The following is a 25,599-nucleotide window of genomic DNA, read 5'->3' on the forward strand; positions in this document are numbered from 1 at the left end:
AAATGATATTGGATGGCGTAAACATAACCTCTGCCTTTTCTAATTTTCATAATATTCTCACCTAAATTTAATTTAACATATGTGTTTTTTTTATTACAAATAAAAAAACCGCCCGCACACTCATGACTGAAGTCACGAGTGTGCGGGCGGAGGTCATCAATTGGACTACCTTCAATTCGATTGGCAGAAATAGCGGCATATAAGATTAAGAACCGCACAAAAAAGCCTGCTCACCGCCATGTTGCTGGCAGTGGGCAGGCTTTCTTCATTAATACACCCGGTCTCCGTTAAAGATGGAATTCTTCACGACAACGTAATCGACGTTGCGGATAGCGTCGAGCTTGTTTCCACCCGCATAAGAAATGGAGGACTGAAGATCCTGTTCCATTTCAATCAGCGTATCCTTTAAGGATCCTTTATGCTCGACATACATTTTCTTGCCTTCGATATTCTTTCTTTCGCCCTTTTGGAATTCCGAAGCTGAGCCGAAGTATTCCTTGCAGAGCTTGCCGTCCTTTTCAACGGTTTCTCCCGGAGATTCCTCGTGGCCGGCAAACAAAGAGCCGATCATGACCATGGTGGCGCCAAAGCGGACGGATTTCGCAATGTCTCCGTGTGTACGGATCCCGCCGTCCGCGATAATCGGCTTGCTGGCGGCTTTGGCGCACCAGCGCAGCGCGGCCAATTGCCAGCCCCCGGTCCCGAAGCCGGTTTTAATCTTCGTGATGCACACCTTTCCTGGTCCGATGCCGACCTTCGTCGCATCCGCACCAGCGTGCTCGAGTTCTCTGACCGCTTCCGGTGTGCCGACGTTCCCGGCGATCACAAAGCTGTCCGGCAAGTGCTTTTTAATATGCTGGATCATTTCGATCACGGCGTTCGAATGGCCGTGGGCAATATCAATCGTGATGTAATCCGGCGAAAGCGCCTCTTCTGCGAGCTGCTGCACAAACGCATACTCTTCTTCCTTCACCCCAACACTAATGGAAGTGATTAATCCTTTTGATTTCATATCCTGGATAAAGGACATCCGCTCCTCCGGCTTAAAGCGGTGCATAATATAGAAGTAGCCGTTTTCAGCTAAGTAGACGGCGATCCTTTCATCAATGATGGTCTGCATATTCGCAGGCACGACAGGGAGCTTGAAGGTATGTTTTCCTAACGTGACGGATGTGTCACATTCTGAGCGGCTGTTTACGATGCATTTTGCGGGAATTAATTGAATATCCTCATAATCGAATACGTTATCCATGGGTTACACCTCTTAAAACGAATATTTTATTGTTTTTATAATTATAATGTTCGTATATTTATAATATATAACATTTACTCTGGTGTGTCAAAGCCTCCAGGTGCAACTGCATGTGTTTCATCTATATGATTCGATGTTGAAGCCATACTTATACATTCAGTAAGATGGTTAGGATGAGGTGAATTGGCCTCCGTTGACGTGAAGGGTTTGGCCGGTGACAAAACGCGAATCATCAGAAGCAAGATAGACATAGGTTGGGGCTACTTCAAACGGCTGGCCTTGCCGGTCCATGGGGTTCCCGGCGAGCGGCACCTGATCCGCTGAAAAGCTTGCCGGAATCAGCGGGGTCCATATGCGTCCGGGCGCCACCGCATTGACCCGGATTCCTTGAGTGACCAGGCTGTTAGCCAAGGCTCTCGTGAAGCCGACGTTGGCGGCCTTTGTCGCCGAGTAATCAATGAGCTGCTCATACCCTTCATAGGCGACCACTGAAGCGGTATTAATAATAGAGCTTCCCGCTTTTAAGTGAGGCAGCGCGGCCCTTGTGGTGTAAAAGTGGGAATACACATTCACCTTAAACGTGTTGTCAAACTGTTCATCGGTAATATCAAGCAGGCTTAGCTGCTGGAACTGAATCCCGACATGATTGCAGAGAACATCCAGCTTTCCGAAGGCTTGCACGGTTTTTTCCACAATCTCGATGCATTGCTTCTTCTCTCTTAAATCCCCCGGCAGCAGCAAGCAGCGCTGGCCAAGCTCTTCAATTCTCTTTTTCGTCCGCATCGCGTCCTCGTGTTCATCTAAATAAGATATGGCTACATCGGCTCCTTCCTTCGCAAAGGAAATCGCCACAGCTGCGCCAATGCCGCTGTCGCCACCCGTAATAAGCGCTGCTTTTCCTAGAAGTTTTTCGCTTCCTTTATAAGCCGGGTTTTCAATAATCGGTTTTGGCACCATCAGGCCTTCTACACCCGGCTGGCGGGTTTGCCGCTGCTCGGGAACCGTGAGCGCAATGTCTTCATAGCGGGTGACCTTTCCGTAATTGGGGTGCATCGGATACGTTTGACGGGTCTTCGGGTTTTTCTTATCTTTAGACATGGAACTCCTCCTCCATAAAGCTGAATTCCGAAATAAGATATGTCAGGCAGAAGAGAAAATGCCTTGCTGAGGAAAAAACCTTCAAGAGGTCTCTCTTTCACGCACATCTGAATAGAGTGAAGGAGAACGATTCATAAGGAGGACATCGAGATGCAGCCTTACCCGCTCATTCCGAACGCCAGACTGCTGATCCATCATTCAGAGGAGAAAGAAAAGCTGTTCTATTCACCCGTCTCTTCCCCGTTTTGGATACCTAAAATTGGCCCGAGGCCGCCTTATTATGCCTATCCAAGGTATGACCCGCATTACCCGGTGATATAATGTCTCGCATTTTTTCAACAAAAAACACCGGAAGCCATCTTATCATTTGGATGGCTTCCGGTGTGGCTGCATAATCAGCTTTCTTCCTTTATTTCTATCTCCAGCACTTCCCCTCCATGGACAGGGTTGGACAAACCAAGCATACGATGCTGGATGGTCACCTGTTGACCAATATGTAGCGCCGCGGTCGTTTCTTCAGGGATCGCTTCCATATCAGTGAAGTCAAATTGAATGCCTTGCGCTTCATATAAAAGGGCGGCCAGCTCCTCCTCGTTTTTGCCCATGAGCTCGGCCTTCGTCATATCGGTTACGACACCTACACCTGTTTCATCCTTTTTCACGATATAGCCAGCGGTTGTGTAATACGGCTGCGTGGTCTCTTCGGCTGCCGCCTGCTGTTCCTTCACTTGGCTGTCCGATGAACAGGCGGATATAAGCAGCATAGGCAGACACGAGGCAGCAATAAGACATGTTCGATACACGTGATCATCTCCTTTCTTTTTCATTAAAAATCTATCAGCGGGAGAGAGGTTCTATTTTTACTCATATAAATGACAAAGCCAGTAAAATAGTAGCCGCCCCGGAAATAATGAAGGAAATACCAATGAATATGATAAGTCCTCTCACCACATTGACCGGAAAGCGGTCCAATAGCTTCAACAGCAGCTCTACCTCAATAAGGAAGCTGCCGTTAACGGTGTGTTTATCTCTGCCGTCCCCCCGTTTCAGTTTAAATATAGAGAAGCAGATCACCAGCAGTCCCCAGAGAATCAGGAACACCCCGATCAAGATGGCCATTGGCTGTGCCTCCTTTTCCTCACTCTTTCTGGTCATCTTCTATACGATCGTACCTGGAATAAGGTTTCCTTTACTGACGAATTTACCCATAAAGGGTGTTGGGGTGGAAGAATAGATGATAGACTTTTCTTAAGGGATGCAGGTGATGATCGCTGAAGACAGCATCCGCCCGTTCCTTAAGAAAGGGGGAAGTCAATTGGTATCCATCCTCTTCACTGTGCTGCTTGTGCTTGCTTTTCTCGTTTCTGTGACGATGCTGATTCAAAGAAGAAAGAAGGCGGGGATCACAGGGTTGAAAACCGCGCTGACGTCTATTTGCTTTTATTTAATCGCGGCGATTAACCTTCTTGCGTATTGGTTTGGGTTCCTCGGGCTGGTGAGCTGGTCGATGACGGTGATGTTGCTGCTGCTCGGGGCTTACTTTACGAAGTATATGGCCGTGTCTGAAAGATAATAGGAGGAATGGTATGGGGAGCGAGTTAGTGACTTTTACCGTGATGGTGATTGGCAGCCTGCTCGCGAAAAACAAGAAGCTTCAACAGACACGAACATCATTAAATATGTAAGAGAACAAACAGGGTTAGGTATAGTAGAAGCGAAGAGGTTCGTCGACCGTATAAAAACGAAAACCTGAATCATGGTTGGGGTTCCTCCCTGCTACATACATATTCGTCAAGCGTAAAACAGCCTGTGAAACTTTTTGCAGTTTCACAGGCTGTTTTTTAGTCTTCAACATATCCTGGAAGGGCTGATTTTTTATTTAAACCAGCCCTTCTCCTTTGACTGGGAAATGGCTTCAATCCGGTTTTTGACCTGCAATTTATCAAAAATGGCCGAAATGTAGTTGCGGACGGTGCCATTTTTGATGTTCAGTTCTTCGGCAATTTCCTTCGTATTTAAGCCTTCCGCCACGAGCTCCAGTACTTCTCTTTCCCGTTCGGTGAGCGGGTTTTCCTCGCTGTACAGGTCGTCCATAAGTTCGGGGGCGTAAATGCGCCGTCCGGCCATGATGCTGCGGATGGAGCTGGCGAGCTCTTCGCTCGGGCTGTCCTTCAGCAAGTAGCCTCTCACCTTCGCCTTCAGCGCCCGCTGGAAGTAGCCGCTGCGGGCAAACGTGGTCAAAATGATGACCTTGCAGTCGATGCCGGTGAGGCCTTTAATCTCTTCAGCAGCTTCTAGTCCGCTTTTTCCCGGCATTTCGATGTCCATGATGCACACATCCGGCTTCAGCTGCTTGACTAACGCCACCGCCTCTTCCCCATTCGCTGCCTTTCCCACCACTTCCATATCGTCTTCGAGGTTCAGAAGCGAGCCGAGCGCGCCTAAAAGCATTTGCTGGTCTTCTGCAATGATAATCCGGATCATATCACGTCCTCCTGTTCTCCCTTTTTCGCATTTTTCGGTACAGTCATCACGAGTGTCGTGCCTTCATCGGCATACACAGCAAGCGAGCCGTTCACAAATTCCAGACGCTCCCGCATGCCCAACAGGCCATTGCCTGCCCCGAGTGCTTTTCCCGGGTTCAGGCCTTCCCCGTTATCTTTGACGGTTAAGCGCACTTCCTTCTCCGTCTGTTCAAGGATCACCTGGCAGCAGGAAGCCTGGCTGTGGTTCACGACATTGGTGACGGCTTCCTTTAAACACATGCTTAAAATGTTTTCGGTAAATAAAGAGACGTTGGATAAATTTCCGTCTTCCTCACAAACGAAGTCAATCTGCGCGGCCTGGAGAATCTGTTTCACGAGCACAAGCTCATCATTCAGCCGGATGCCCCGCATGGAGGACACGAGCTTTCGCACCTCATTCAGAGCGGTCCGGGCCGTTTGCTGGATGTCTTTTAATTCTTCACTGGCTTGTTCAGGGTTTTTAGTGACTAGCTTGCTGGCAAGGTCGCTCTTTAGCCCGATGAGCGACAGCTTCTGCCCGAGCGTATCGTGAAGGTCCCGGGCGATTCGCTGGCGCTCCTCCATTTTCACAAGCTCGGCAATCCGGTCGTTGGCATCCTGCAGCTGTTCCTCGAGCTTCTCCTGCTTTTTGCGGTTATAAATGTTAAACGGCATCAGGATCACGCTGATAAAGACAATGATGACAAAGGGCAGCTGTTCCAAAATCAAGCCGCTCTGCAGCACGAGGTGGTAATTGATCGCAATCGTCGTGCTGATTAAGTGAATGACATAAAGCGTGATAAAAGCAGCCCGGTTTCGGATGTGGCCGTTATAGTACGCGATATAAAACGCGAAATAGACGTATTGAAACAAGATCGTCATGGTCAAGGAGATGGCAATTAGGGTGCCCATCCATAAATACACCGGCCACTTCTTCGACATAAATGCCAGCCGGAGGGCAATGAAGAAGAGCACGGTCAGCCCGATCCCCACAAAAATTTCGATTGTAGAGGACGACTGGAAAATAAAATAAAAAGGCAAGAGGCTCAATATGCTCCAAATGTAAGGAGACATGCCGGACCCTCTTTGAAAAACCGTCCGTATTTTTTGCATGATTCCATCCTCTTTCCATTTGTTTACTCATCTTAAGTATATAGGAAGCTTCTTGGTTGATGAAACCTTATCCTCGAAAAAACCATGCTTTCCCATCCAGGCTTCGTGAAAGGTCCTGGGCGGGAAAACATGGTTTTAAAAAAGAGACGCTTATTCAGGTTTCGCCGATACGGTGCGGAAGCCTGTTTTTTCTTTTTTCTTCTGTCCGATTAATGCCTTGGCTTCGCGGAAGGTCACAAACTTTTCGTTCTGCTCGTCCCACAGGCGGAATTTCAGCGACTGGAGGCTCGTTGCCAGCGTCACGGTCGGTACATTTTTCAGAAGCGGTGTTTCGTTATGCGCGGTTTCTAACTGATAGTTCGGCACGCGCGGGCTTAAGTGATGCACGTGATGGAAACCGATGTTTCCTGTCATCCACTGCAGCACTTTCGGCAGTTTGTAGAAGGAGCTGCCCTCTACAGCCGCCAGGATAAAGCTCCACTCTTCATTTTCCTTGAAGTAGGAATCCTCAAACGTATGCTGAATGTAAAACAGCCAGATGCCGCTAGCTCCCGCGACTAAGAAGAGCGGGCCCTGTACAAGCAGGAATTCCTGCCAGCCGATTGTCCAGCAAAGAAGAGCGGTAATCCCAACGATCATGACATTCGTGAAATACGTATTGAGACGCTCTTTCCACCTCGCTCCCTTGCGGTTAAAACGGTTCTCCAGCAAGAAAACAAAGATAGGGCCAAGGACGAACATGACAAACGGGTTGCGGTACAGACGGTATTTCAGGCGCTCGAAGAACGAAGCATTGTCGTATTCCTCGACGGTCATTAGCCAAATGTCTCCGGTGCCGCGCTTATCTAAGTTGCCGCTTGTGGCGTGGTGGACGGAGTGGCTGTGCTGCCATTGATAATAAGGGAAATACGTTAAAATCCCTGTGATCGTGCCGACAATTCTATTGGCTGTCCGGTTTCTAAAGAAGGAATAGTGACAGCAATCATGGAAAATGATGAAGGTTCGTACCATGAATCCTGCCCCGATCACCGAAAACACCAGCGACAGCAGGTGAGAAATCGATAAACTTTGGTAAGCCAGAAACCACATCAGGAAAAACGGGCCGATCGTATTGATCAGCTGACGGATGCTGGCGGCGTTGTCTGCTTTTTCATAAGGAGCGACTTGCTTTCTCAGCTGTTTAGATGTTTCTTTGCTCATCATTCATTTCCTTTCTTTTCATACAATTAGTAGGTAGTAATAGTTTTTTATTAGTAGTGGCTTTATTAGCGATAACTTTATTATAGGGAAGAGAGAAGAGCTTGTGCAGTAGCACCCGTCATGACGTATACATGACACTTGTCATATAGGATAGAAAAAGCTGGTTAAATGGCTAAAAAAAGCACTCGCCGGCAGGCGGTGCTTTTCTTAAAAGATCACCTCAATCAGGAACCATCCGATCATGATCACCTGAATGATGAACTTCGCAAACGTGCCGCTCAAGAAGCCGATGAATGTCGCAAAGCTGACTAAGAGCGCTTTTTTGGCGTCCTTTTGAATGAGCATCTCAGTGACAAACACAGCCGCAAACGGCACGATCAAAATGCCAAACGGCGGATACACAAAGGACCCGACAATCACCGCCACAGCCGCGATCCGTTCTCCCCATTTGGACCCTCCATACCTTTTAACGAAATAGCTGTTTGCCAAAATGTCCGCCACAATAATTAAGACGGTGAATACCACCATCGCCAGCCAGAAAATCACCGATAAGTCTCCGGATTGAACGCCGAATTGATAAATGAGAAACCCGCCCCATACAAGCAATACGGAAGGGATAATCGGGAAAATCAGTCCAGCAAAGCTGGTCACAAACAAGGCGGCGATAATGATCCAAGCGATCACTTCCATTCTTCTACCCCCTCCTTCCCTTTTTCTTTATATACTTCTAAAAGCCTGGAAAGCTCCTTGTAAATTGCGACAATGTCATCTAGCTTAATCCGCACCAGCCCGCTTGAGGACGGAGCCACGAAATCGTAGACCCCCGGCACCACGGACATTTCCTGCAGCCCCCAAGGCACTTGTTTGCGCCCGCTGTACTGCTGGTACACGCCTTTTCCGACAAAGCAGACAAACGCCGGCTCATAGCGGGCAATCTTTTCTTTCAAGATCTCCTTGCCTTCCTCGTATTCCTCCTTCGTAATATCCTCGGCCGCTTTGGTCGGGCGGGCCACGATATTCGTTAATCCATAGCCCATGTCTACGAGCTGTTCCCCTTCTGACGGATGCAGCTTCCTGTCTGTCAGCCCGGCCCGGTGCAAAATCGTCCAAAACCGGTTATTCGGATTCGCGAAATGGTAGCCGGTTTCCCCGGAGCGCAGGCTCGGGTTAAAGCCGACAAACAAAATATCAAGATGTTTTTTAATATGATCATCTATAGGTCCCAAACTGTCACGTCCTTACTTCCATTATATGTAGCCTACATAGTTTCTGCCTGCAGTATATGACATACCCATCTATTTATACGATAAGCCTATTGACAAAGTTCCATTCTTTTTTAGATGCGGTTGCAGCAAAGAAACCCGGCGAGGTTTCTTCGCCGGGTTAGCTTGTTATCTATAGATCCTCATTCAAACGGGAATTGTCTTGGCTTTTCTTGCACAGTGACCCACTGGACGGTGGTGAATTCATTAAAGGCCCATTCGCCGCCAAAAGGAATGCCGGCTTCCACGTTGACGGGCTGGTCATTGACGTAAGCCATGCCGCTTTCTATTTGCTGGGCTACTTGAAGCCCTCTTTCTGGTATATAGGAGGCTTTGTCTTGATTACGCTGTATACTCTTTATCAATAATTAAGATCGGCTTGATCGCAGATCCGTTCGCTGAATCAACGAAGGCTTGATCGACTTCTTCTAAGTCATAGAACTTCACTAATTTTTCAATTGGGAATTGGCCGTTTTTAAAGAAGGTGACCAGTTTTGGAATGATTAATTGCGGTACCGCATCCCCTTCAATCACGCCGCGCAAGGTTAAGGAGTTCGCTACTACGTCGTTAAATACGTTAAAGGTTAAGTCACGCTTGCCAACCGCTACGGTGGCGCATGTGCCTCTCACACGCAGGCAGCGCAGGGCCGCTAACGTCACTTCTGGCACACCTGTCGTTTCGAATGAATGGCGGGCGCCCTTCCCTGTAATTTCTTTAATTCTTTCAACGGGGTCTTCGTTTTTGGAGTTAATCGTATGTGTGGCGCCCAGCTCTTTCGCCAGCTCTAAACGGCTATCGTGAATATCCACCGCGATGATCGGATGGCAGCCTGCGATTTTTGCCGCTAACAGCCCGCTTAATCCTACAGCTCCTGCGCCGAATACAACCAAGCTGTCGCCTGGTTCGGGTTTTAGGGAATTTAATACGGTCCCGCTGCCCGTCATAATGCCGCAGCCGAATGGCCCTAAATAGCGTAAATCCACGTCCCTATCTACTTTCACCACGTTTTTTTCATCAACTGTAGAGTATGTAGCAAAAGAAGACTGGCCGAAGAATTGTGAGACTTCTTCATTTTCCTTCGTCGCCAGCGGTGTCACACCATGTTCGTTCTTGCCGCCGAAGTTAAGGGGAATCATGTTTTCGCAGCCGCCTGCATTGCCTTCTAAGCAGTTGTCGCACGTGCCGCAGTAAGAGAAGCCTAATACGACGTGATCGCCCGGCTTGACAGTTGTGACGTTTTCTCCGACCTTTTCTACAATTCCGGAGCCTTCGTGACCTAATACGACCGGGTAGGGTACTGGAATCGTCTTATCAAGAACGGTAGCGTCCGTGTGGCATACGCCGGAAGCCACAAGGCGGACCAATACTTCGCCAGCCTTCGGTTCAGCTAGCTGTAATGTTTGTTTTTGAAAGTCTTTTTCGGGGGTTGTCATCATCGCTTCAATTCTCATTTGAATCCCTCACTCACTGTTAATTGATTTTTCGTCCCATCCCTCTTGTTTGGTTATTTCAAGAATAGTCGGTTAAGTCTGACTACTTCGTTTATTATACAGGATCCTTCTTTGGATGTCCTTTCCAGTGTCTTGTGGAAGCAGGCAATGATGAAAGAGCGGCTTCTTGTTCCAACAAAAAATCATGAAAAGATGGATCTTTTCATGATTTGAAGGACAAACGCTATTTCGATTTAATACCCGCCCCGCAAAGAGGGATGATGACCGTTTCTTCTGGTGCTTTCTTATATTTTTTGTAGCCCGCATAGTTGACCGCGGATGTGACTTCGACATAAAATCCTTTCTCGCTCAGTTCAGTCCGCGCATTCAGGATTTCCTCTTCCTTAATATCAATAAACATGCCATTCGTATGGCGCACAGCTTCTAAAATTTGTTTCGACCTTGCCGGGGCCGCAATCGCGATCCCTTCTGCTAGCGTCCCTTCATTTGCCACGGGCTGGGCCGATTCTTCCCCGGCTTGATAAGCCTGTGCAAGAGGCGCACAGTTTGCCGCCTGAATCGCGACGAGCTTCGGCATGTTTTCAATGAGTCCATTTTCCCATAACTCTTGAAAGCCATAGTAGGCGCCCAGGAGAAGCGTGCCGTTTCCAACCGGAATGATTAACGTATCAGGCGCCCCCTTTAATTGTTCATAAATTTCATAGGCATACGTTTTCGTTCCTTCATAAAAATAAGGGTTGTACACGTGACTCGCATAAAACACATTTTCTTCTTCTACCGCTTGCTGGGCGGCAGCGGCAATCTCTTCCCGCGTGCCATGGATTTGTTTAATGGCGGCGCCGTGCGCTTTGATTTGAGCCACCTTTTTCGGTGACGTTTCATCACTTAAATAAATGTCGCATGGAATGCGGCAGCGCGCTGCATAAGCGGCAATGGCCGTTCCGGCATTCCCGCTGCTGTCGGCGATCACTTTAGATACCCCTAATTCCTTCGCCTTCGTCATTAACACTGCCGCTCCCCGGTCTTTAAAGGATAAAGTCGGCATCATATAATCCACCTTGACATATGTATGCGGTTCTTGGGCGTCCAGTCTAATTAGAGGCGTTTGGCCTTCCCCCATGGTGACCTGTTCCCACATCTTTGACTCTTTCGCGAAGGCCATCGTCTCAACGTAACGCCAGATGGAATGCGGATAGTTGCCCCAGGCGGCTACATCAATGGCTGGTGTATCTTTGACTAAATCGAGGACGCCGCCGCATTCACATCTCCATTTCGTCGGGGTGATCTCATATTTTGTCCCGCACTCGCTGCAACTGTATTGCTCCATTCTTGTTCCTCTCCTTCGCCTCTTTTTTATATAAACCTAGATTCAAATATAAGCAATCGCATCGATTTCAATTTTGAACCCAAAATGCAGTTCGTTGGTTGGCACGATGGTGCGGGCCGGTTTATGCTCACCGAAGAATTCTTTATACACCGCGTCAACCTTATCCCACAGCTTTACATCCGGAATATATAAGGTCATGCGCAGGATATGTTCCTTTTTGCTGCCGGCCGCTTCTACAATGGCTTCTACATTTTTTAGAGCCTGTAATGTCTCTTCTTCAATCGGCCCAAATTTCTTTTCGCGTGTGTCCGGGTCGATCGCAAATTGGCCTGATACATACACCGTATCCTGATGAACGGTGGCTAACGCATAGTGTCCATTCGATTTTAAATTCCCTACTTCAAAGATGCTTTTCATTGTGATTCTCCTTTATTTGATGTATTTTGGTTTCATCTTAAACATATGGTTATTTTGGAAATGATGAATTTGCTAGAGAAGTGCAGCAGTGTTATTTCTCTCTACAATTCTGCAAAAATAAAAAGCCCGGTGCTGCCGGGCTATTCTTCACTCATGATCATCTTCCCTTTAACAACTAGGCCTCTTTCCGTTGTGCCTGTCAGCATAATTGTTGATTGTTCGTTTTTTTGCTGGGCGGTTAGGTGAATCGTTTCATTTAAATAGACAGGCTTCAAAAACTGTATATCGTACGCCTCAATCCTCTTCCCTTTCTCGGCAAAAAGAGAAACAATCCTATACGCGAGCCCCATCGTCAGCATGCCGTGGGCGATGGGCTCTTCAAAGCCGTGTCGTTTTGCTTCTTCCTGGTCGAAGTGAATGGGGTTATGATCCCCGGAAAGCGCGGCGTATTGCTTCACCTTTTCTTCTGTTATGGTAATGGTACAACGAGCTCGGACACACATTGAAAGCCTTCCTTTCCGTTAGGGGTATAGCCTGTCAGTGTCTGCGTGTAAAAGGCATACGCTCCTTTTTTCATTCGCGGCTTGAGCGTCGCCACACAGCGGTAGGTTTGGCCGCATGTGATGGCCTCATAACAGCGGCAGGATTGTTTGCGGTGCACCGGAGAAGCGTCAAATGTCCATGGAACGGAAAGCTCGCGGTAAAAGATCATCGGAAAGGCCGGCGAGAGTGAGGACTGTGTCCCGAACAGCTCCTCATAGTCCTGAATCATGTCCTTCGTCACGGTTACATACCCTTCTATCTGCTTCATGAGGCTCTCTCCCACAGCACCGCAAGGCCGATTCCTCCGCCAATGCCGATTGACGCGATGGCGTACTTTGCGTCATACCGCTGATATTCATGAAACAGCCGTGTAACGAGAACCGCGCCTGATGCGCCATACGGGTGGCCAAAGGCGATGGCTCCGCCTTCTGCGTTTAATTTTTCATAGGGAATCGAAAGCGCCCCGGCACAGGCAATGACTTTTGACGCAAAGGCTTCGTTTAGTTCAACTAAATCGATGTCCTGCATCGTTAAAGAATGAGCGTGTAACAGAGAAGAAATCGCTGGAATCGGGCCAAGAGCCGGGTAATTCGGGTCCACGCCGGCAACCGCGCTGCCAATGAACCGAAGCACCGGCCGGTAGCCAAGCTCTTTTGCTTTTTCCTCTGACATGACGAGCACCGCCGCGGCCCCGTCGTTCACTCCGCAGCAATTCCCTAAGGTGATCGTGCCGCCTTCCTTAAAGCACGGGGACAGGCGGCGCAGCATCCGTTCATAGTTCATGCGGGGGTTGATCCCTTCATCTTGTTTAGGCAGGTCATCGATCTTCACCATTTCATCGGAAAAATAGCCTTTTTTGAGTGACTGAACCGCGCGCCTATAGCTCATCAGCGCGTATTCGTCTTGCTGCTTGCGGGTAATGCCGTACAGCTCCGCGACGGATTCCGCCGCGATGCCCATGTCGGGATCTCCCCACTCTTCGGGAGAAAAACGGGCTCTTTGTTCGTACGGCGATTGGCTCGTGCTCTCTACGCCGCCGGCAAGATAGATCTGCCCGGCGCCGCTTTCAACAAGGTGACAGGCCAGGCGGATGGCTTCTAGGCCCGAACCGCACTGCCGGTCGATCGTGAGGCCCGGGACTGATGCCGGGAGGCCGCTTTCTAAAGCGGACAGCCGGGCGATATTGCCGCCGGGCCCTACCGCATTTCCTAAAATCACTTCATCGACCGGCTCGGATAAGTCAGAAACGAGCGCTTGAATCACGAAAGCCGCCAGCTGTTCCGGCGCATAGTGTTTGAGCCAGCCGTCCTTCTTGCCGATCAAGGTTCGTTTCGCTTTCACGACTACAGCCTTCGTCATACGCTCACCTCTTGTTCAAGCTGTTTTTTCACATCCCGGCGCGAGATTTTTCCTCCCGTGGTGTAAGGAAAGGAACCCACCTGTCTAAAGAGGCGCGGCACTTTATAAGGAGACAAATTCGACCGGCAAAACTGCTTTAATTGGTGTAAGGAGACATTCCCCTTCACACAGGCCGCCACCTTTTCGCCCCAGTACTCGTCCTTGACGCCGACGACCACGGCTTCCTCTACGCCAGGGAATTCCCTTAGCACCTTCTCGATTTCCTGAGGGTAAATATTGATCCCGCCGTACAAAATCATGTCATTCTTCCTGCCGAGTATGTAAACATAGCCGTCTTCATCCATTTTGGCGATATCGTGCACGGTGGCCCATTCGCCCTGCAGCACCTTGTTCGTTTCTTCTTCGTTGTTGAGATAGCCGTCAAACAGCATGTTGCTTTTTACATACAGCGTGCCTGCTTCTCCAGCCCTCACTTCTCTTCCTTCCTCATCGACCATCTTCACTTCTACATTATGAAACGCTTTTCCGACAGAATCCGGCCGCTCTGTCTGCTGCTCATTTTGCAAGACCGTCACGAAGCTGAGCTCCGATGAACCGTAAAACTCGTAAAAGCGCGCCTTCGGAAAATGCCGGTGCATGTCTTTTTTGACCTGCGGCTGCCATTTCGCGCCTGTGGAGATAAAAGAAACGGCCCGGTCGCTCGAGCAGCCCTCCTTCAGCAAGGCGTGAAGCATGGTGGGCACGACATAGACGGCGGTAATCGGATAGTGTTGAAAATAGTGCATAAAGCGGTCGGGCGAGAATTTTTTTAAGACATAAAGGGTTCCGCCTAAAAACAGCGTGCTGAGTGCGCCATACAGAAACGTGGAATTGACAAAGGAACCGGGGATGAGCACGTGCTCTTTCTCGGTCATAGAAAGCTCTACTTTGTTGCATTGAAAGCTCTCCACCCATGAGTCATGGGAGCGCACGAATGCTTTCGGCTTGCCGGTGGAACCCGAAGTAAAGCCGATATAAAAAGGCACATTTTTTTCGTCTTTTGCTTCCTCCTCTTCCTCGCTCAGCCAATCCTTGACCTCACTTGCAAAGATCACGGGCATGCCGCTCGCTTCAAAGAAAGGCTTCATCCCGTCATCGGCGATAACGAGGTCAGGCGCCACCTCATTTAGCCGCGCCTTGATCTCCTCCGCTGTCCATCTCATGTCACCAACAATCGCCGCCCAGCCGGCCGCCGCGGCCCCGGCGAACAGCTGCAAAAACAAGCGGCCATTCGGCAAGAATAAGGCGACTCTTCTATGTACTGCTTGTTCTTTACGGAAAGAAGCGGCTGTTTGGTTGACGAGCTCCGCCCAATTTTGATAAGACAGCGTTTCTTCTTCCGTGACGATCGCCGGACGCTGTCCATCCGTTTGTGCGTGCCTATGGTAAGTAGCTGTTATTCTCACCTATACCCGTACCTCCTTTGGAACCGGCAACGCCTTTTGTAATCTGACGGCCAGTAAAGCCGCTACGACCGCTTTTGTAAAGTCGCCCGGCAAGTAAACAAGGCTCAGCATCGCCGCTTCACGAACGGAAATATCCATCATCATCGCCTGGAATGGAACGCCAAATAAGTAAACCACGATCATGCCGCCAATGACGTGAGCGGCTAGTGTTTTGGCGACTGTCATCTCCTTCATCCGGCAGCAGATCCAGCCGATCACATAAGCGGCGGCAATATAGCCGATCAAATAACCGCCAGACGGGGTCACGAACACACCGATTCCGCCCCGCCCTCCTGACAGCAAAGGCAAGCCGGCGGCAACAAGCAGCATGAACAAAAGCTGGCTAAGTGCTGCGTATTTCGGGCCAAGCTTCACACCGAGCACACTCCCTGCAAGCATCACCCCTAAGGTCTGCAGCGTAATCGGCACGGGAGAAAACCCTAACAGAATAGGCGGCACCATCCCTAAGGCACCCATAATCGTCGCAAACATAGATACATAGATTAATTTTCTTACCTCCATTATGTAAACCTCCATTTAAATTAGGATAACACAATTATAAAAGCTGTCCGCTTTATTTGTAAACCAAATTATTATAAAGGGTTACATTTATAGGGGCCAATAAAAAAAACAGGAACAATCTCATTGTCCCTGTTCGTTCATTAAAACCGCTTATTCACATATTTTCGTTTGCGCCTGGATGCATGGCAGCTGTCGCAGATTTGGTATTTAAAGTTCTCCGGGAGTGTCTTTCGGCACCGGCGGCACGTCTTGCCTGTTCCGGCTTCCCTGGATTGCAGCTGCTTATGAATGTCTTCGCTGAGCGTTTCCCGAAGACGTTCCCAATAGATCGCTTCCGTCGGTTTTCCGAGCCGGTACAGGAATAATAAATGCAGGCCGATCGTTTTATACGAAAGCTCCAAATCCTCGAGCGTGCCGGTTTTAACGGAAGGCTCCGGAAGAGGCGTGTTATTGACGATGGCGTACATCGTAGAGATCCACTGCTTCGTCAGCCCGGGCTCCTTCGTTGAAAACGGCAGGTGCAAAAATCCGTATAAGTCCGTCATTGGCAGCCGCGCTTCGATTTCGCTTCCTTCGATTAATTCATACAAGTAGCGCTCTTGATCCAAGGACGCTTTTTTCGTTCCTTCCGGGCTTTTATACCGCTCCCACAGATCAAAAAACAAGGCAAGGTGGCGGGAATACCGCTGGAAGCGCTCAAACACAGCCGATGTCGGCGCAATGGCGAAGGTCGTGACCGGTTCATCCTCTTTCTCCAGCAGATGCGCCATTTTATCAATGTTGGATACAAAGGCGACCTTTCCGACTGGATAGATCCCTTTTCTGCCGGCCCGGCCGGCGATTTGCTTCACTTCCTGGGAGGTCAGCCACCTTCTTCTCGTGCCGTCAAACTTCTCATTTTTTAAGAAGACGATGCGGCGAATCGGCAGGTTCAGCCCCATGCCAATCGCATCAGTGGCGACAATCACGGTCGTCTTCCCTTCAACAAACTGCTCCATCTGCCGCTTCCGCGTTTCAGGCGGCATGCTGCCGTAGATCATGCTGACGGCGAACCGGTTTCTCTTGAGCTTGGCGGCCGTTTCGAGCACTTCCCTTCTGGAAAAGCAAACGAGCGCATCGCCTTTTGCGGCATCCGGCAGCCGGAATGGCGTCGGCTCCACCTGCAGCGGTACGTCGCGACGGTATTCTATCAGCTCATATTCGCTGTCACCGAGAAGCTGAACCAGCATCGGCTTCATGTTCTGGCTCGCGATAATATGCACTTCTTGTGCCCGGGCGCCCGTGATGGCTTTATACCAGGAAAAGCCCCGGTCTTTGTCCGCGATCATTTGGGCTTCGTCAATGACCACCACTTCATACTCGTCTTTTTCATGGAACATTTCGACGGTGCAGGAAGCATGGCGGGCTCCCGGTGTTTCTTTTTCTTCCTCCCCTGTTTTTAACAGGCAGGGAATGCCTTCCTTGTTAAGCCGCTCATACACTTCAAAGGCTAAAAGGCGGAGCGGTGCCAGGTATAAGCCGCTTTTGGCTTCCTTCATGCGCTGCAGCGCCCGGTGCGTCTTTCCGGTGTTCGTTTCACCGATGTGGAGCACATAACGAACATTTCTTTCAGCGGGCGGCTGGTAGGCCTGCCCGAAAATATCCTCGATTAAGCGTGCTTCCTCTTCCTTCTTTCGCTGCTCGGCAGCGATGGCTTCCGCAATCCGTTCTTCCCGGGCACGGAGGTCCTGCTTGTAAATCTTTTCATGAAGCGGTTCCTCGAACGGGAGCGGGGCCAGGCGGAGAAGGTCTTGGAGATTTTCTTCTTCCAGCTCCTCGAAAAATTCCCACGTCAAGTCAGACAGCAGGTAGCCCATCATGTCCTGCAAGTGATCCTTCGTCAGCTCTTCTTCATTCACTTTTTGGAAGGACTCCTTTACCTCACTCGGCAGGTGATCCAAAAACGCTTTGGCCATGTAGTCAAATACGGCATCAGCCGCCAATTCTTCGTACTTTGCTCCATAGCTTTCATATTCAAAATCCCACTGCTCGCCCCGGCGGATGCCGCCTGTCAGCTCATGAAAGAAGGCCTCCACTGTCTCATAATCCTCTGCCTGAAAGCGGCCTGCTTCCACAAGCGGCTGTTCTAAAGCAGTTGGGTCGATCTGGCGGAATTTTATATTTGTCTGCAAATCCTCCTCCAGGTGCTTGGCCATCATATGGCGAAACGGCAAATACAGCTTTTCCTGCTTCTCCTCAATGAGGCGCTCCGCTTCTTCGTATATTCTGTGCCTGATTCTGGCTTGCTCTCTTTGCTGCTGCTTTTCCTCTTCTTCCGCAAGAAAAGCTGCCCGCGCCTCTTCGTACCGGATTTGCCAATCTTCCGGCCGCTTTTCATATTTTTCTTTCAGCCAGCGGACCACATCGAACGGTTCATGCTCCCGTATTTCATTCCGGAACAGCTGGTTGATTGTTTTGCGGGGAACGTCTTTAACCGCGATGCCTCTTTCTCTTAAATAATGTTTCTTCTCCCGGGCCGGCACTTCATTGGAGGCTTTATTCAGCCATACATTTAACCAGATTTGCCGGGTATAGTCATAGCGGTCGCTGACGTATTGTTTAAATGAAGGAGCGGTTTCCCGGCTTCCTAAATAAGCCGAAATGTCCTCCTGAATTTTTTGTTTCGTATGGGAAATGGCTTTTGAGTAGACAGAAGTAAATTTATCCATATGTCTTCCTTCCTTTATGTCTGGATACGTTTAGAGTGGGCATCTAGGTGAAATGTCATTCTTATTGGAAAAATTCCAGAGGCTGAGGTATAATATAAGGGACATCACATAGTTTAAAAAAGGCCATTCCAATGTGACCAGCATTGGAACGGCCATGCAATAGCTGGTCCCTTTAAGGGGGACAGCATCCAACGTGCTAAAACCGCCAGAGCTGGGTAAACTCAAGGGCGGTTTTAGTCTTTTTTATGGAATGACAAAATCGACACGACCAGGGCTGCAAAAGCAACAGCAAACATGAGCGATTCGAATGTTGTCATACGGCATCACCTCCCTCCACTCATATGTTGGAGGAGTATGCCGACCACCCTTGAGAACCTATTCTATTGCCTCCTCTATTATAACATAATGCACATAAGAACACACGTTCCTTAGATGGATTTTTCCATTTTTGTCATATGATGAGAAACTCACCCTTCCTCTTGATCGCTCAGCTGGTCTAAGATCGTCACCGTATTGATGAGATGATTGTTGAAAATCTGGCGGGCGATGCTCAATAAGTCCACAATCATCGGATCCCTCAAGGAATACACTACCCGGTTCCCATCCTTCGTGCCGTACACAATATTTTTATTGCGCAGCACACTCAACTGCTGGGAAACAGCCGAGCCTTCAGAGCCGATAATGGTCTGGAGCTCATTCACGTTTTTGTCTCCTTCTGCAAGCAGCTCCAGGATCCTGATTCTTAGTGGATGGGCGAGTGCTTTAAAAAAATCTGCTTTAAACTTCTGCAATTCCAAATTCATAACAATTCTCCTTTATAGCTGGGAGCAGACAAGGCTGTGCATTCACGGAATGCATACTGCTGGCAGCCAAGGCACTGGCTTTTGTTTAGCTGAGTCAACGCAGCGTTAATGGCTTCACCAGTATGGGCAAAGAAGCCCGTCTCCCCTATCATGTCATACAGACCGGTACGCTTCATCATATCTTTCGGCTGTGCCTGCACACCGGAAATGAAAATGGTGACACCCCGTGCCTGAAAATCCTTCACTACATTCTTCAGCATATTTTCTCCGGTTGTGTCGATATATGGTACTTTACTCATTCTTAATATTAACACATTTGGCTCATCCTGAATGCTCTTATGGAGGGCTTGCTCAAATAGCTGGGCGGCTCCGAAGAAAAGCGCTCCTTCTACCGTAAATAAATGGACTTGTGGGCATCCATGCGGCTTGCTGGCAAGAGACAAAGGACGAACTTTTTTCCGAATAGGATCCGGAACGACCTGGTCGACTTTTAAAGCCGTGCTCATTCTCTTGACAAAAAGAAGGATGGAAAGCAAGAGCCCTACTTCGACCGCAATGGTCAAGTCAGCAAAGACCGTCAGTCCAAATGTTATCAACAGGACCGCCGAGTCTCCGGTTTTTGTAAGCAGGATGCGGGCAAACTCCTTCCGCTCGCTCATGTTCCAGGCTACCACCATGAGAATCGGTGCCATGCTCGCTAATGGGATAAGCGAAGCGTACGGTGCTAAAATAAGCAGCACAAGCAAAACGGTCAGACTGTGGATCACACCTGATACAGGGGACACCGCGCCATTTTTAATGTTCGTAGCCGTTCTGGCAATGGCGCCGGTTGCGGGAATGCCGCCAAACAGCGGGGTCACCATATTGGCAATTCCCTGCCCCGCTAATTCGCGGTTGCTGTTATGCTTTTTACCCGTCATGCCATCCGCCACAACAGCTGACAGCAACGATTCAATCGCTCCTAAGACCGCAATCGTAAAAGCAGGGCCGATGAGTACATGTATTTTCTCCCATGTGAATTCCGGTATCTGAAACTCCGGCAACGAATTGGGAATGTTGCCAAACGAAGAGGCAATGGTCGCTGTTTGTCCTGGAAATAAATAAGTCGCTGCCAGGCTCGATACGAGCAGCCCGACTAGAGCGCTCGGCACCTTTGGCAGGAACTTCGGTGTTACTAGGATAAAGAAAAGACAAATAAAGGCAGCTGCCAGGCTGTAAGGATTAATGGTATTCAGGTGAACAAGGATCTCCTTCATGTTCGAAAGAAAGTCCTCATGCTGTTCAATGCCGCGCAATCCGAGGAAATTGGCAATCTGCCCGGAGAAGATAATGACGGCGATCCCCGATGTAAATCCGATAATGACCGGGCGCGGGATAAATTTGATCAGTGCTCCAAGCTTTAAGATTCCCATCAAAAGCAAAAATACGCCGGCCATAAAGCCCGCAATCAGCAGGTTTTCATAGCCGTACATCAGCACAATGCTGAGAAGAACAGGAACGAACGCCCCGGTCGGTCCGCCGATCTGGAACTTGGAACCTCCGAAAATAGAAATCAGCATACCGGCAATGATGGTCGTGTAAATGCCGTACTCTGGTCTGACGCCAGAAGCGATTGCGAAGGCCATCCCTAAAGGAATGGCAATGACCCCGACCACCACTCCCGCTAATACATCTTTTCGGAAGTCATTCATTGAATAATTTTGCAAGCCGATCCCCCTCTTATTGTATTTATGTATATTCAAATATTTGAATATAGAATTATTATAAACCTCTTAAAGAAACATGCAATAGAAAAATCAATAAAAAACCCGAACCGCACGGTTTGTACGGTTCGGGTCTGTTCCATCCCTATACACTTTTTTCTTCAATGGCCTCTTCTTTTTCCTCATACTGAACCACTCGGCCAATCTCTTCCTTCATATGCTTGTCTGAGTTTTCTGTTCCGTATTTCGCCATGGAGAATTTATAGAATACAAATCCTAAAACGGCCCAGGCAAACACGATCGCCCACTCATACGGCCAAATAAGAGCCGATGGCATGCCCGGCATATAAAGAACGGATACACCTAATGCCAACACTGCCGCAATCCAGCCGATCGATGTGCCGCCGGGAAGCTTGAATGGGCGGTGCATGGATGGCGCCTTCTTACGTAAGATGATGAATGATACGGCAACCATGAACCAGGCAACAACTAATCCTAATCCGCCTGCATCAACGAGCCACACTAAAGCCGGACGCCCAAGCAGCGGTGCAGCTGTAGATAAGACAGCAATCAATAAAATCGCTTTATGCGGCGTATTGTACTTCGGGTGCAATTCGCCTAAAGACTGAGGCAGCATCCCCGCTTTCGCTAAGGCGTAAATGGCCCGGCTTCCGCCGACATAAAAGCCAATCCAGCTCGTTAAAATTCCGCCAATTCCGCCAAGCACAAGAATAGTACCCATCATTTGGCTTCCGCCGAATGCCTTTGCCATAGCGTCAGCAGTAACAAGCTCAGAGGCAGCCATTTCTCCCGGTGTCAATACTCTTGAAACTCCAAAAATCACTGCAATGTACCAAACAACGGCAAGTACAACTGAAAAAATCAACAGCTTTCCAATTTGCCGTGGAGGCAGGTCAATTTCCTCTGCAGCCTGCGGAATAACATCGAATCCGACAAACATAAATGGAGTCATAATAATAACGGTTAACAATCCCGCCATTCCGCTCTCAAACAATGGCTGCATATTAGCTGTGTTTCCAGATATCGAGCTTCCGGTAATTAATAAGATCCCGGCGATTATAATTAATAAGGTCAAAATAAACGTAATGGCTGTAGAGAATTTAATCCCGCGATAATTAATTGCCGCAATGAGAACGGATCCGATCATGCCGACAGCCGCCCATGTAATCGTAACGTCCCATCCTGCTATTGTATATAAGTACCCTTGACTGTAATTAGGAATTAAATATTCAAATACCGTTGGCAAAGCGACCGCTTCAAAGGCAACGACCGATACATAGCCGAGCACGATCGCCCATGTGGTGACAAAGCTGGCCACCCTTCCCATCGCCATAAAGCTGTAGGTATGCTCCCCTCCTGCTAACGGAATAGCAGACGCTAATTCAGCGTAGGTTAACCCGACGAATGTAACCACGATCCCGCCAATAATAAAAGCAAGGATAGCGCCGAGCGAGCCTGCTTCTGTAATCCATAGACCGGTGGTCACGACCCATCCCCATCCGATCATCGCCCCGAAAGACAGGGCAAGTACATCTCGATTGCCCAATGTTTTTAAAAATTTCTGTTCTCCCATATCCTTCTCCCCTTTGTTCATCTGCATGAATCATTCTAAAATAAAAATTATTCAGTCAAATTTCGATAGGTCTCCTCCCTCTTTTTATCAGTTTTGAAAAGGTTTTCTTGCTGGTTATATTGTATTATACAATACTATTTCAGACAATTGTAAACATTTTGTGAATAAATTTTACATATTTTTTCATTGGGGTAGTGCCAGCGAAACGATCACAATCTGCCATCAAGAAATGACAAGATGAACATAAGTGATCATCTTAATGCTTCAAACACGCATACCCCCATCCTGTTTTATGATAGGGGTAATAAGGCAGTTCATTTTTTTATCAAGTAAGCTTTAACCATTTAAGCTTTACCCTGCAATCGTTGCATCTAAAGTTTTATTCCCTTTTCAAAACAGGAATCCAAATTTCACTTGTCACGGCTGGTGAAGTTAAATCTTGAGTTTTAATCGACAAGATTTCTGGTCCTTCTGCTGCCTGATAATTGGAGGATGGAAACCACTCGGAATAAATCCTTCCCCAAGTTTCCTGTAGTGTACTAGGGAAAGGTCCGGTTGATTCAAATATGGCCCAAGTTAAGGCAGGAACTTCTAATTCCGAAAAGTTTTCCGGGCACTCTTGTGTGGTTGCCACTCCTATATACTGATCGAGCTCTCCCTTTTCTTCCATACGTCCTTCAGAAAAGTTGGTGGACGCTTGAATCATCCCTGCCGGTTCAATGTTTGAAAGCTGTTTTAATTGTTCTATTTTTGCCATCGTCAAGGATTTCCACATCGCTGAAATTTCGGGGTTTTCCCCTTCAAAAATAATCGGAACCCTTTTCATAATACCCACTATGTTAAATTCGCCTTTTTGTTCGATTCGGTAATTCATTGCATTTCCTCCCTTAATTGATAGTTGGAAGGTCATTGGTGGAAAGGCTTTTAATGGCTGTCCGTTATTCCTTGCTTCGGATGGTGTGACACCATGAAAATGTTGAAAAGCTCTCGTAAAAGAATCTGGTGAATGGTATCCATATTTAACCGCCATATCAATGATCTTTAAATTACTATTTGTCAGCTCAAATGCCGCCAGGCTCAATCGTCTGCAGCGAATGTATTCTGATAATGTTATACCTGCAAGAGAAGAAAACATCCTTTTAAAATGATACTCGGAACAATGAGCGATTCTTGCCGCCACCACGAAATCTATTTCATTAGTGAGGTTATCCTCAATATATCTCATTGCCTCATTCATGCTCTTTAGCAAATCCATTAAATGACCTCCTTTCATCCATAGAATAACAGGAGTTGAAGGTTTCCGTCCGACATTTCATGCCCTATTTTGTCGGGTTAATATTAAATAGGTGCGGACATTGCCAGCCTTACTGATACTGTTCTTATTGCTTGGTTTTTTGTTTTATTATTTGAATTTTTCACATTATGAGTTTAAATTAAATTGCTTTTACTAGTTGCCTCCTCCCTGCTCTTCCGCTCCAAAACAGAAGAATCCTTTCCCCTTGTCGTTGAAGATTTGTAGTAAACTGGTTTAAAGGGGTGTGATAAATATGAAACAATGTTTAACTGTTTCAGTCAGTTATCTTGTTGCAGGAATCGGTAGTTATTATATCTTTTCTGGTGAGGTTAACTTTTATAGTATAGTAATCCTCCTACTTGGTCTGAGTGGTATTCTATCTGATGTGTTTGATAAAAAGTGGAATAAATCTTTTAAGAAGACCGTGCTTTTATATCCCGGTCTTCTTAAAAGATTTAAATTGTTTAAAAGAATTTTTTTGAATTTTGCACAATATGTATTTAATTTAAAACTTCCCTTTTCATCATGCGAGTCAAATAAAAACTGACCCCGCTGACTGTTGTACCAGTCGCTGGATCAGTTTTTTTATTAGCTGATTTTATTTAAGAAGCAGTCTCTGTTGTTCTTTTCTTCGAAAGGAACCAGCCGGCTGCCGCAATGGAGACGAGGACAACATAGAAGGTAATCTTCCATTCAGGGGATTTCGCGAATCCTTCTGGAAGCACCGCCAGTTCAGGGTGAGCCAGCGTGTAGACAGCCAGCTTGACGCCTACCCAGCCGACGATAGCGAATGCGGCGATTTCCAGTCCAGGTCTTTCATGAAGCAATTTCACAAAATAGTTGGCGGCGAATCGCATAATAATTAATCCCATGAGTCCTCCGGCGAAGATCACGAGGAACTTTCCGCCGTCCATTCCGCCAATGGCCGGCAGGTTGGTGTTCGGAAGGGTAACCGCTAAGGCCACGGCTGCAAGAATGGAATCAACAGCAAAGGCAATGTCGGCCAGCTCTACCTTGAATACCGTTCCCCAGAAGCCTGATTTTTTCTTCGCTTCTTCCTCGATCACGGCTTCTTCTGTTTCCTTCTTCTTTAACACGGTTTTTCTCAGGATGTGATTGATGGCGATAAAGAGCAGATATAATGCGCCGATCGCCTGAACCTGCCACACATCGACGAGGAAAGAAATAATAAACAAGGACGCAAAACGGAAGACGAACGCTCCCGCTAACCCGTAAAACAAAGCCTTCTTCCGCTCTTCCTCCGGCAAATGCCTCACCATAATGGCCAAGACGAGCGCGTTATCAGCTGCCAGCAAGCCTTCCATGGCCACTAGCACCAGTAATACCCAGCTATACTCTAATAAAATGGAAAGATCCATTCTTCATTACCTCCTTTTTATGTGTCACAACATGAACGTTCACCTGTTCAACCATCTGAAGGAACGATACGAATTTCATCCTGGTCCTTGCTTGCCGTTCCTTCATCAAAGTGAAGGGTCGTTTTGAACCAGTAGGAAACGTCCTCCTCGGTCGGCTGCAGATCTTCTGGAAGCCTGAAGGTAAAATTTACTCTTTCCACCGCTCCTCCTATTAATAAAAACTGACCCGTTACCACTTCACCAGGCATGTATTCAAGTTTCTCTAAAGCTAAATCTACTCTTGCCGACCCTATTCCTATACGAGACAGCCATTTTTTAATCACTTGCACCTCTCCTTTCCATCCGATTAATTCTTTCTCATCCTTTTCCCGGTCTCACTCCATGAATCATCTAAAGGCTTTCTTCTCCTTTCTCCGCACCCTAAAAGAAAAACCTTTGCCAGATGCGGCAAAGGTTTTGAACAAACAAAAAGACCTTTGCCAAATAGGCAAAGGTCTCAGTTTGTAGACAAAAGGGGTTCGGAATAGTCTTATTCCGAACCCTTTTTCAGCGTTTTATTGGCGTTGACACCATTTATAGAAAAGA

At 47.9% G+C, this 25,599-nt stretch carries 29 protein-coding genes; 3 read left to right on the forward strand and 26 right to left on the reverse strand.

The window, feature by feature from the left end:
* The 3 genes from QY97_RS20870 to QY97_RS15530 all read right to left on the reverse strand — a co-directional run.
* Positions 1-218 (reverse strand): hypothetical protein (locus QY97_RS20870; RefSeq protein WP_039236064.1); only part of this gene is annotated, 218 nt, incomplete at its 3' end.
* A 50-nt stretch (positions 219-268) separates the two neighbouring features.
* A complete protein-coding gene (gene guaC / locus QY97_RS15525; RefSeq protein WP_039236065.1) occupies positions 269-1,252 on the reverse strand; it encodes a GMP reductase in 984 nt (327 codons plus the stop codon).
* 168 nt (positions 1,253-1,420) lie between these two features.
* A complete protein-coding gene (locus QY97_RS15530; protein WP_039236068.1) occupies positions 1,421-2,350 on the reverse strand; it encodes an SDR family oxidoreductase in 930 nt (309 codons plus the stop codon).
* A 150-nt stretch (positions 2,351-2,500) separates the two neighbouring features.
* Between QY97_RS15530 and QY97_RS20735 the strand changes: the two genes are divergently transcribed.
* On the forward strand, positions 2,501-2,671 hold the full coding sequence (locus QY97_RS20735) for a hypothetical protein (protein WP_166701703.1): 171 nt from the start codon (positions 2,501-2,503) through the stop codon (positions 2,669-2,671).
* 74 nt (positions 2,672-2,745) lie between these two features.
* Here QY97_RS20735 and QY97_RS15535 read toward each other — a convergent pair whose 3' ends face one another.
* Together QY97_RS15535 and QY97_RS15540 are read right to left on the reverse strand one after the other, a co-directional pair.
* Positions 2,746-3,153, reverse strand: coding sequence for a DUF3221 domain-containing protein (locus tag QY97_RS15535; RefSeq protein WP_039236070.1), 408 nt, complete (start codon positions 3,151-3,153; stop codon positions 2,746-2,748).
* A gap of 61 nt (positions 3,154-3,214) precedes the next feature.
* Entirely contained in the window at positions 3,215-3,469 is a 255-nt protein-coding gene (locus QY97_RS15540) for a hypothetical protein (RefSeq protein WP_039236071.1), read from the reverse strand.
* A gap of 196 nt (positions 3,470-3,665) precedes the next feature.
* On the opposite strand from QY97_RS15540, the gene QY97_RS15545 reads away from it, so the two are divergent.
* Complete coding sequence (locus QY97_RS15545; protein ID WP_039236120.1) at positions 3,666-3,923, forward strand: hypothetical protein; 258 nt, start codon at positions 3,666-3,668, stop codon at positions 3,921-3,923.
* Between the two features lie 99 nt (positions 3,924-4,022).
* Complete coding sequence (locus tag QY97_RS21165) at positions 4,023-4,103, forward strand: hypothetical protein (protein WP_408606285.1); 81 nt, start codon at positions 4,023-4,025, stop codon at positions 4,101-4,103.
* Between the two features lie 122 nt (positions 4,104-4,225).
* Here QY97_RS21165 and QY97_RS15550 read toward each other — a convergent pair whose 3' ends face one another.
* The 21 genes from QY97_RS15550 to QY97_RS15650 form a co-directional block, all read right to left on the reverse strand.
* Positions 4,226-4,834, reverse strand: a complete 609-nt coding sequence (locus QY97_RS15550; protein ID WP_039236074.1) for a response regulator transcription factor — start codon at positions 4,832-4,834, stop codon at positions 4,226-4,228.
* A complete protein-coding gene (locus tag QY97_RS15555; RefSeq protein WP_039236075.1) occupies positions 4,831-5,967 on the reverse strand; it encodes a sensor histidine kinase in 1,137 nt (378 codons plus the stop codon). The genes QY97_RS15550 and QY97_RS15555 overlap by 4 nt, the downstream gene beginning before the upstream one ends.
* A gap of 150 nt (positions 5,968-6,117) precedes the next feature.
* Positions 6,118-7,167, reverse strand: coding sequence for a fatty acid desaturase (locus tag QY97_RS15560; protein WP_046128781.1), 1,050 nt, complete (start codon positions 7,165-7,167; stop codon positions 6,118-6,120).
* A 207-nt stretch (positions 7,168-7,374) separates the two neighbouring features.
* The gene (locus tag QY97_RS15565) at positions 7,375-7,857 is read right to left on the reverse strand and encodes a DUF456 domain-containing protein (protein ID WP_039236078.1); all 483 of its coding nucleotides are present in this window, start codon (positions 7,855-7,857) and stop codon (positions 7,375-7,377) included.
* Entirely contained in the window at positions 7,848-8,393 is a 546-nt protein-coding gene (gene mug / locus QY97_RS15570; protein ID WP_046128782.1) for a G/U mismatch-specific DNA glycosylase, read from the reverse strand. The genes QY97_RS15565 and mug overlap by 10 nt, the downstream gene beginning before the upstream one ends.
* 179 nt (positions 8,394-8,572) lie before the next feature.
* A complete protein-coding gene (locus tag QY97_RS20550; RefSeq protein ID WP_125444180.1) occupies positions 8,573-8,794 on the reverse strand; it encodes a hypothetical protein in 222 nt (73 codons plus the stop codon).
* Entirely contained in the window at positions 8,772-9,881 is a 1,110-nt protein-coding gene (locus QY97_RS15575) for an NAD(P)-dependent alcohol dehydrogenase (protein ID WP_039236081.1), read from the reverse strand. The genes QY97_RS20550 and QY97_RS15575 overlap by 23 nt, the downstream gene beginning before the upstream one ends.
* A 223-nt stretch (positions 9,882-10,104) precedes the next feature.
* Positions 10,105-11,208, reverse strand: a complete 1,104-nt coding sequence (locus tag QY97_RS15580) for a threonine synthase (RefSeq protein WP_039236084.1) — start codon at positions 11,206-11,208, stop codon at positions 10,105-10,107.
* Between the two features lie 42 nt (positions 11,209-11,250).
* Complete coding sequence (locus QY97_RS15585; RefSeq protein ID WP_039236086.1) at positions 11,251-11,625, reverse strand: RidA family protein; 375 nt, start codon at positions 11,623-11,625, stop codon at positions 11,251-11,253.
* A gap of 140 nt (positions 11,626-11,765) precedes the next feature.
* Positions 11,766-12,128: a MaoC family dehydratase gene (locus QY97_RS15590; protein ID WP_046128783.1), complete on the reverse strand. Its 363-nt coding sequence runs from the start codon at positions 12,126-12,128 to the stop codon at positions 11,766-11,768.
* Positions 12,095-12,436, reverse strand: a complete 342-nt coding sequence (locus QY97_RS15595) for a hypothetical protein (protein WP_039236088.1) — start codon at positions 12,434-12,436, stop codon at positions 12,095-12,097. The genes QY97_RS15590 and QY97_RS15595 overlap by 34 nt, the downstream gene beginning before the upstream one ends.
* Positions 12,433-13,527 carry an acetyl-CoA C-acyltransferase gene (locus QY97_RS15600; protein WP_039236092.1) on the reverse strand — a complete coding sequence of 365 codons (1,095 nt, stop codon included), beginning with the start codon at positions 13,525-13,527 and terminating at the stop codon, positions 12,433-12,435. Before QY97_RS15600 ends, QY97_RS15595 begins: the two co-directional genes overlap by 4 nt.
* Positions 13,524-14,972 carry an AMP-binding protein gene (locus QY97_RS15605; protein WP_039236094.1) on the reverse strand — a complete coding sequence of 483 codons (1,449 nt, stop codon included), beginning with the start codon at positions 14,970-14,972 and terminating at the stop codon, positions 13,524-13,526. Before QY97_RS15605 ends, QY97_RS15600 begins: the two co-directional genes overlap by 4 nt.
* Entirely contained in the window at positions 14,973-15,533 is a 561-nt protein-coding gene (locus QY97_RS15610) for a biotin transporter BioY (protein ID WP_039236097.1), read from the reverse strand. It lies immediately after the preceding gene.
* A 140-nt stretch (positions 15,534-15,673) separates the two neighbouring features.
* Positions 15,674-18,241 (reverse strand): helicase-related protein, encoded by a 2,568-nt coding sequence (locus QY97_RS15615; protein WP_039236100.1) that lies wholly within the window; start codon positions 18,239-18,241, stop codon positions 15,674-15,676.
* Positions 18,242-18,708: 467 nt separating this feature from the next.
* Complete coding sequence (locus QY97_RS15620) at positions 18,709-19,044, reverse strand: ArsR/SmtB family transcription factor (protein WP_039236103.1); 336 nt, start codon at positions 19,042-19,044, stop codon at positions 18,709-18,711.
* Entirely contained in the window at positions 19,041-20,750 is a 1,710-nt protein-coding gene (locus QY97_RS15625; RefSeq protein WP_261337360.1) for a SulP family inorganic anion transporter, read from the reverse strand. The genes QY97_RS15620 and QY97_RS15625 overlap by 4 nt, the downstream gene beginning before the upstream one ends.
* Before the next feature lie 142 nt (positions 20,751-20,892).
* Positions 20,893-22,341: an APC family permease gene (locus QY97_RS15630; RefSeq protein WP_039236106.1), complete on the reverse strand. Its 1,449-nt coding sequence runs from the start codon at positions 22,339-22,341 to the stop codon at positions 20,893-20,895.
* Between the two features lie 379 nt (positions 22,342-22,720).
* Positions 22,721-23,596, reverse strand: coding sequence for an AraC family transcriptional regulator (locus QY97_RS15635; RefSeq protein ID WP_039236109.1), 876 nt, complete (start codon positions 23,594-23,596; stop codon positions 22,721-22,723).
* Positions 23,597-24,237: 641 nt separating this feature from the next.
* A complete protein-coding gene (locus QY97_RS15645; protein ID WP_039236114.1) occupies positions 24,238-25,014 on the reverse strand; it encodes a TerC family protein in 777 nt (258 codons plus the stop codon).
* Between the two features lie 47 nt (positions 25,015-25,061).
* Positions 25,062-25,337 carry a sporulation protein gene (locus QY97_RS15650; RefSeq protein ID WP_039236117.1) on the reverse strand — a complete coding sequence of 92 codons (276 nt, stop codon included), beginning with the start codon at positions 25,335-25,337 and terminating at the stop codon, positions 25,062-25,064.
* Between the last annotated feature and the right edge of the window lie 262 nt (positions 25,338-25,599).

It is taken from the genome of Bacillus thermotolerans, from assembly GCF_000812025.2.
In the GTDB taxonomy this organism is placed as follows: domain Bacteria; phylum Bacillota; class Bacilli; order Bacillales; family Domibacillaceae; genus Quasibacillus; species Quasibacillus thermotolerans.

What these genes read in the sequence shown, in the direction of transcription:
- guaC (WP_039236065.1), bottom strand. Translation starts at nt 1,252, where the DNA reads ATGGATAACGTATTCGATTATGAGGATATTCAATTAATTCCCGCAAAA.
- QY97_RS15530 (WP_039236068.1), bottom strand. Translation starts at nt 2,350, where the DNA reads ATGTCTAAAGATAAGAAAAACCCGAAGACCCGTCAAACGTATCCGATG.
- QY97_RS20735 (WP_166701703.1), top strand. Translation starts at nt 2,501, where the DNA reads ATGCAGCCTTACCCGCTCATTCCGAACGCCAGACTGCTGATCCATCAT.
- QY97_RS15540 (WP_039236071.1), bottom strand. Translation starts at nt 3,469, where the DNA reads ATGGCCATCTTGATCGGGGTGTTCCTGATTCTCTGGGGACTGCTGGTG.
- QY97_RS15550 (WP_039236074.1), bottom strand. Translation starts at nt 4,834, where the DNA reads ATGATCCGGATTATCATTGCAGAAGACCAGCAAATGCTTTTAGGCGCG.
- QY97_RS15555 (WP_039236075.1), bottom strand. Translation starts at nt 5,967, where the DNA reads ATGCAAAAAATACGGACGGTTTTTCAAAGAGGGTCCGGCATGTCTCCT.
- QY97_RS15560 (WP_046128781.1), bottom strand. Translation starts at nt 7,167, where the DNA reads ATGAGCAAAGAAACATCTAAACAGCTGAGAAAGCAAGTCGCTCCTTAT.
- QY97_RS15565 (WP_039236078.1), bottom strand. Translation starts at nt 7,857, where the DNA reads ATGGAAGTGATCGCTTGGATCATTATCGCCGCCTTGTTTGTGACCAGC.
- QY97_RS15575 (WP_039236081.1), bottom strand. Translation starts at nt 9,881, where the DNA reads ATGAGAATTGAAGCGATGATGACAACCCCCGAAAAAGACTTTCAAAAA.
- QY97_RS15580 (WP_039236084.1), bottom strand. Translation starts at nt 11,208, where the DNA reads ATGGAGCAATACAGTTGCAGCGAGTGCGGGACAAAATATGAGATCACC.
- QY97_RS15585 (WP_039236086.1), bottom strand. Translation starts at nt 11,625, where the DNA reads ATGAAAAGCATCTTTGAAGTAGGGAATTTAAAATCGAATGGACACTAT.
- QY97_RS15590 (WP_046128783.1), bottom strand. Translation starts at nt 12,128, where the DNA reads ATGTGTGTCCGAGCTCGTTGTACCATTACCATAACAGAAGAAAAGGTG.
- QY97_RS15595 (WP_039236088.1), bottom strand. Translation starts at nt 12,436, where the DNA reads ATGAAGCAGATAGAAGGGTATGTAACCGTGACGAAGGACATGATTCAG.
- QY97_RS15600 (WP_039236092.1), bottom strand. Translation starts at nt 13,527, where the DNA reads ATGACGAAGGCTGTAGTCGTGAAAGCGAAACGAACCTTGATCGGCAAG.
- QY97_RS15610 (WP_039236097.1), bottom strand. Translation starts at nt 15,533, where the DNA reads ATGGAGGTAAGAAAATTAATCTATGTATCTATGTTTGCGACGATTATG.
- QY97_RS15615 (WP_039236100.1), bottom strand. Translation starts at nt 18,241, where the DNA reads ATGGATAAATTTACTTCTGTCTACTCAAAAGCCATTTCCCATACGAAA.
- QY97_RS15620 (WP_039236103.1), bottom strand. Translation starts at nt 19,044, where the DNA reads ATGAATTTGGAATTGCAGAAGTTTAAAGCAGATTTTTTTAAAGCACTC.
- QY97_RS15630 (WP_039236106.1), bottom strand. Translation starts at nt 22,341, where the DNA reads ATGGGAGAACAGAAATTTTTAAAAACATTGGGCAATCGAGATGTACTT.
- QY97_RS15635 (WP_039236109.1), bottom strand. Translation starts at nt 23,596, where the DNA reads ATGGATTTGCTAAAGAGCATGAATGAGGCAATGAGATATATTGAGGAT.
- QY97_RS15645 (WP_039236114.1), bottom strand. Translation starts at nt 25,014, where the DNA reads ATGGATCTTTCCATTTTATTAGAGTATAGCTGGGTATTACTGGTGCTA.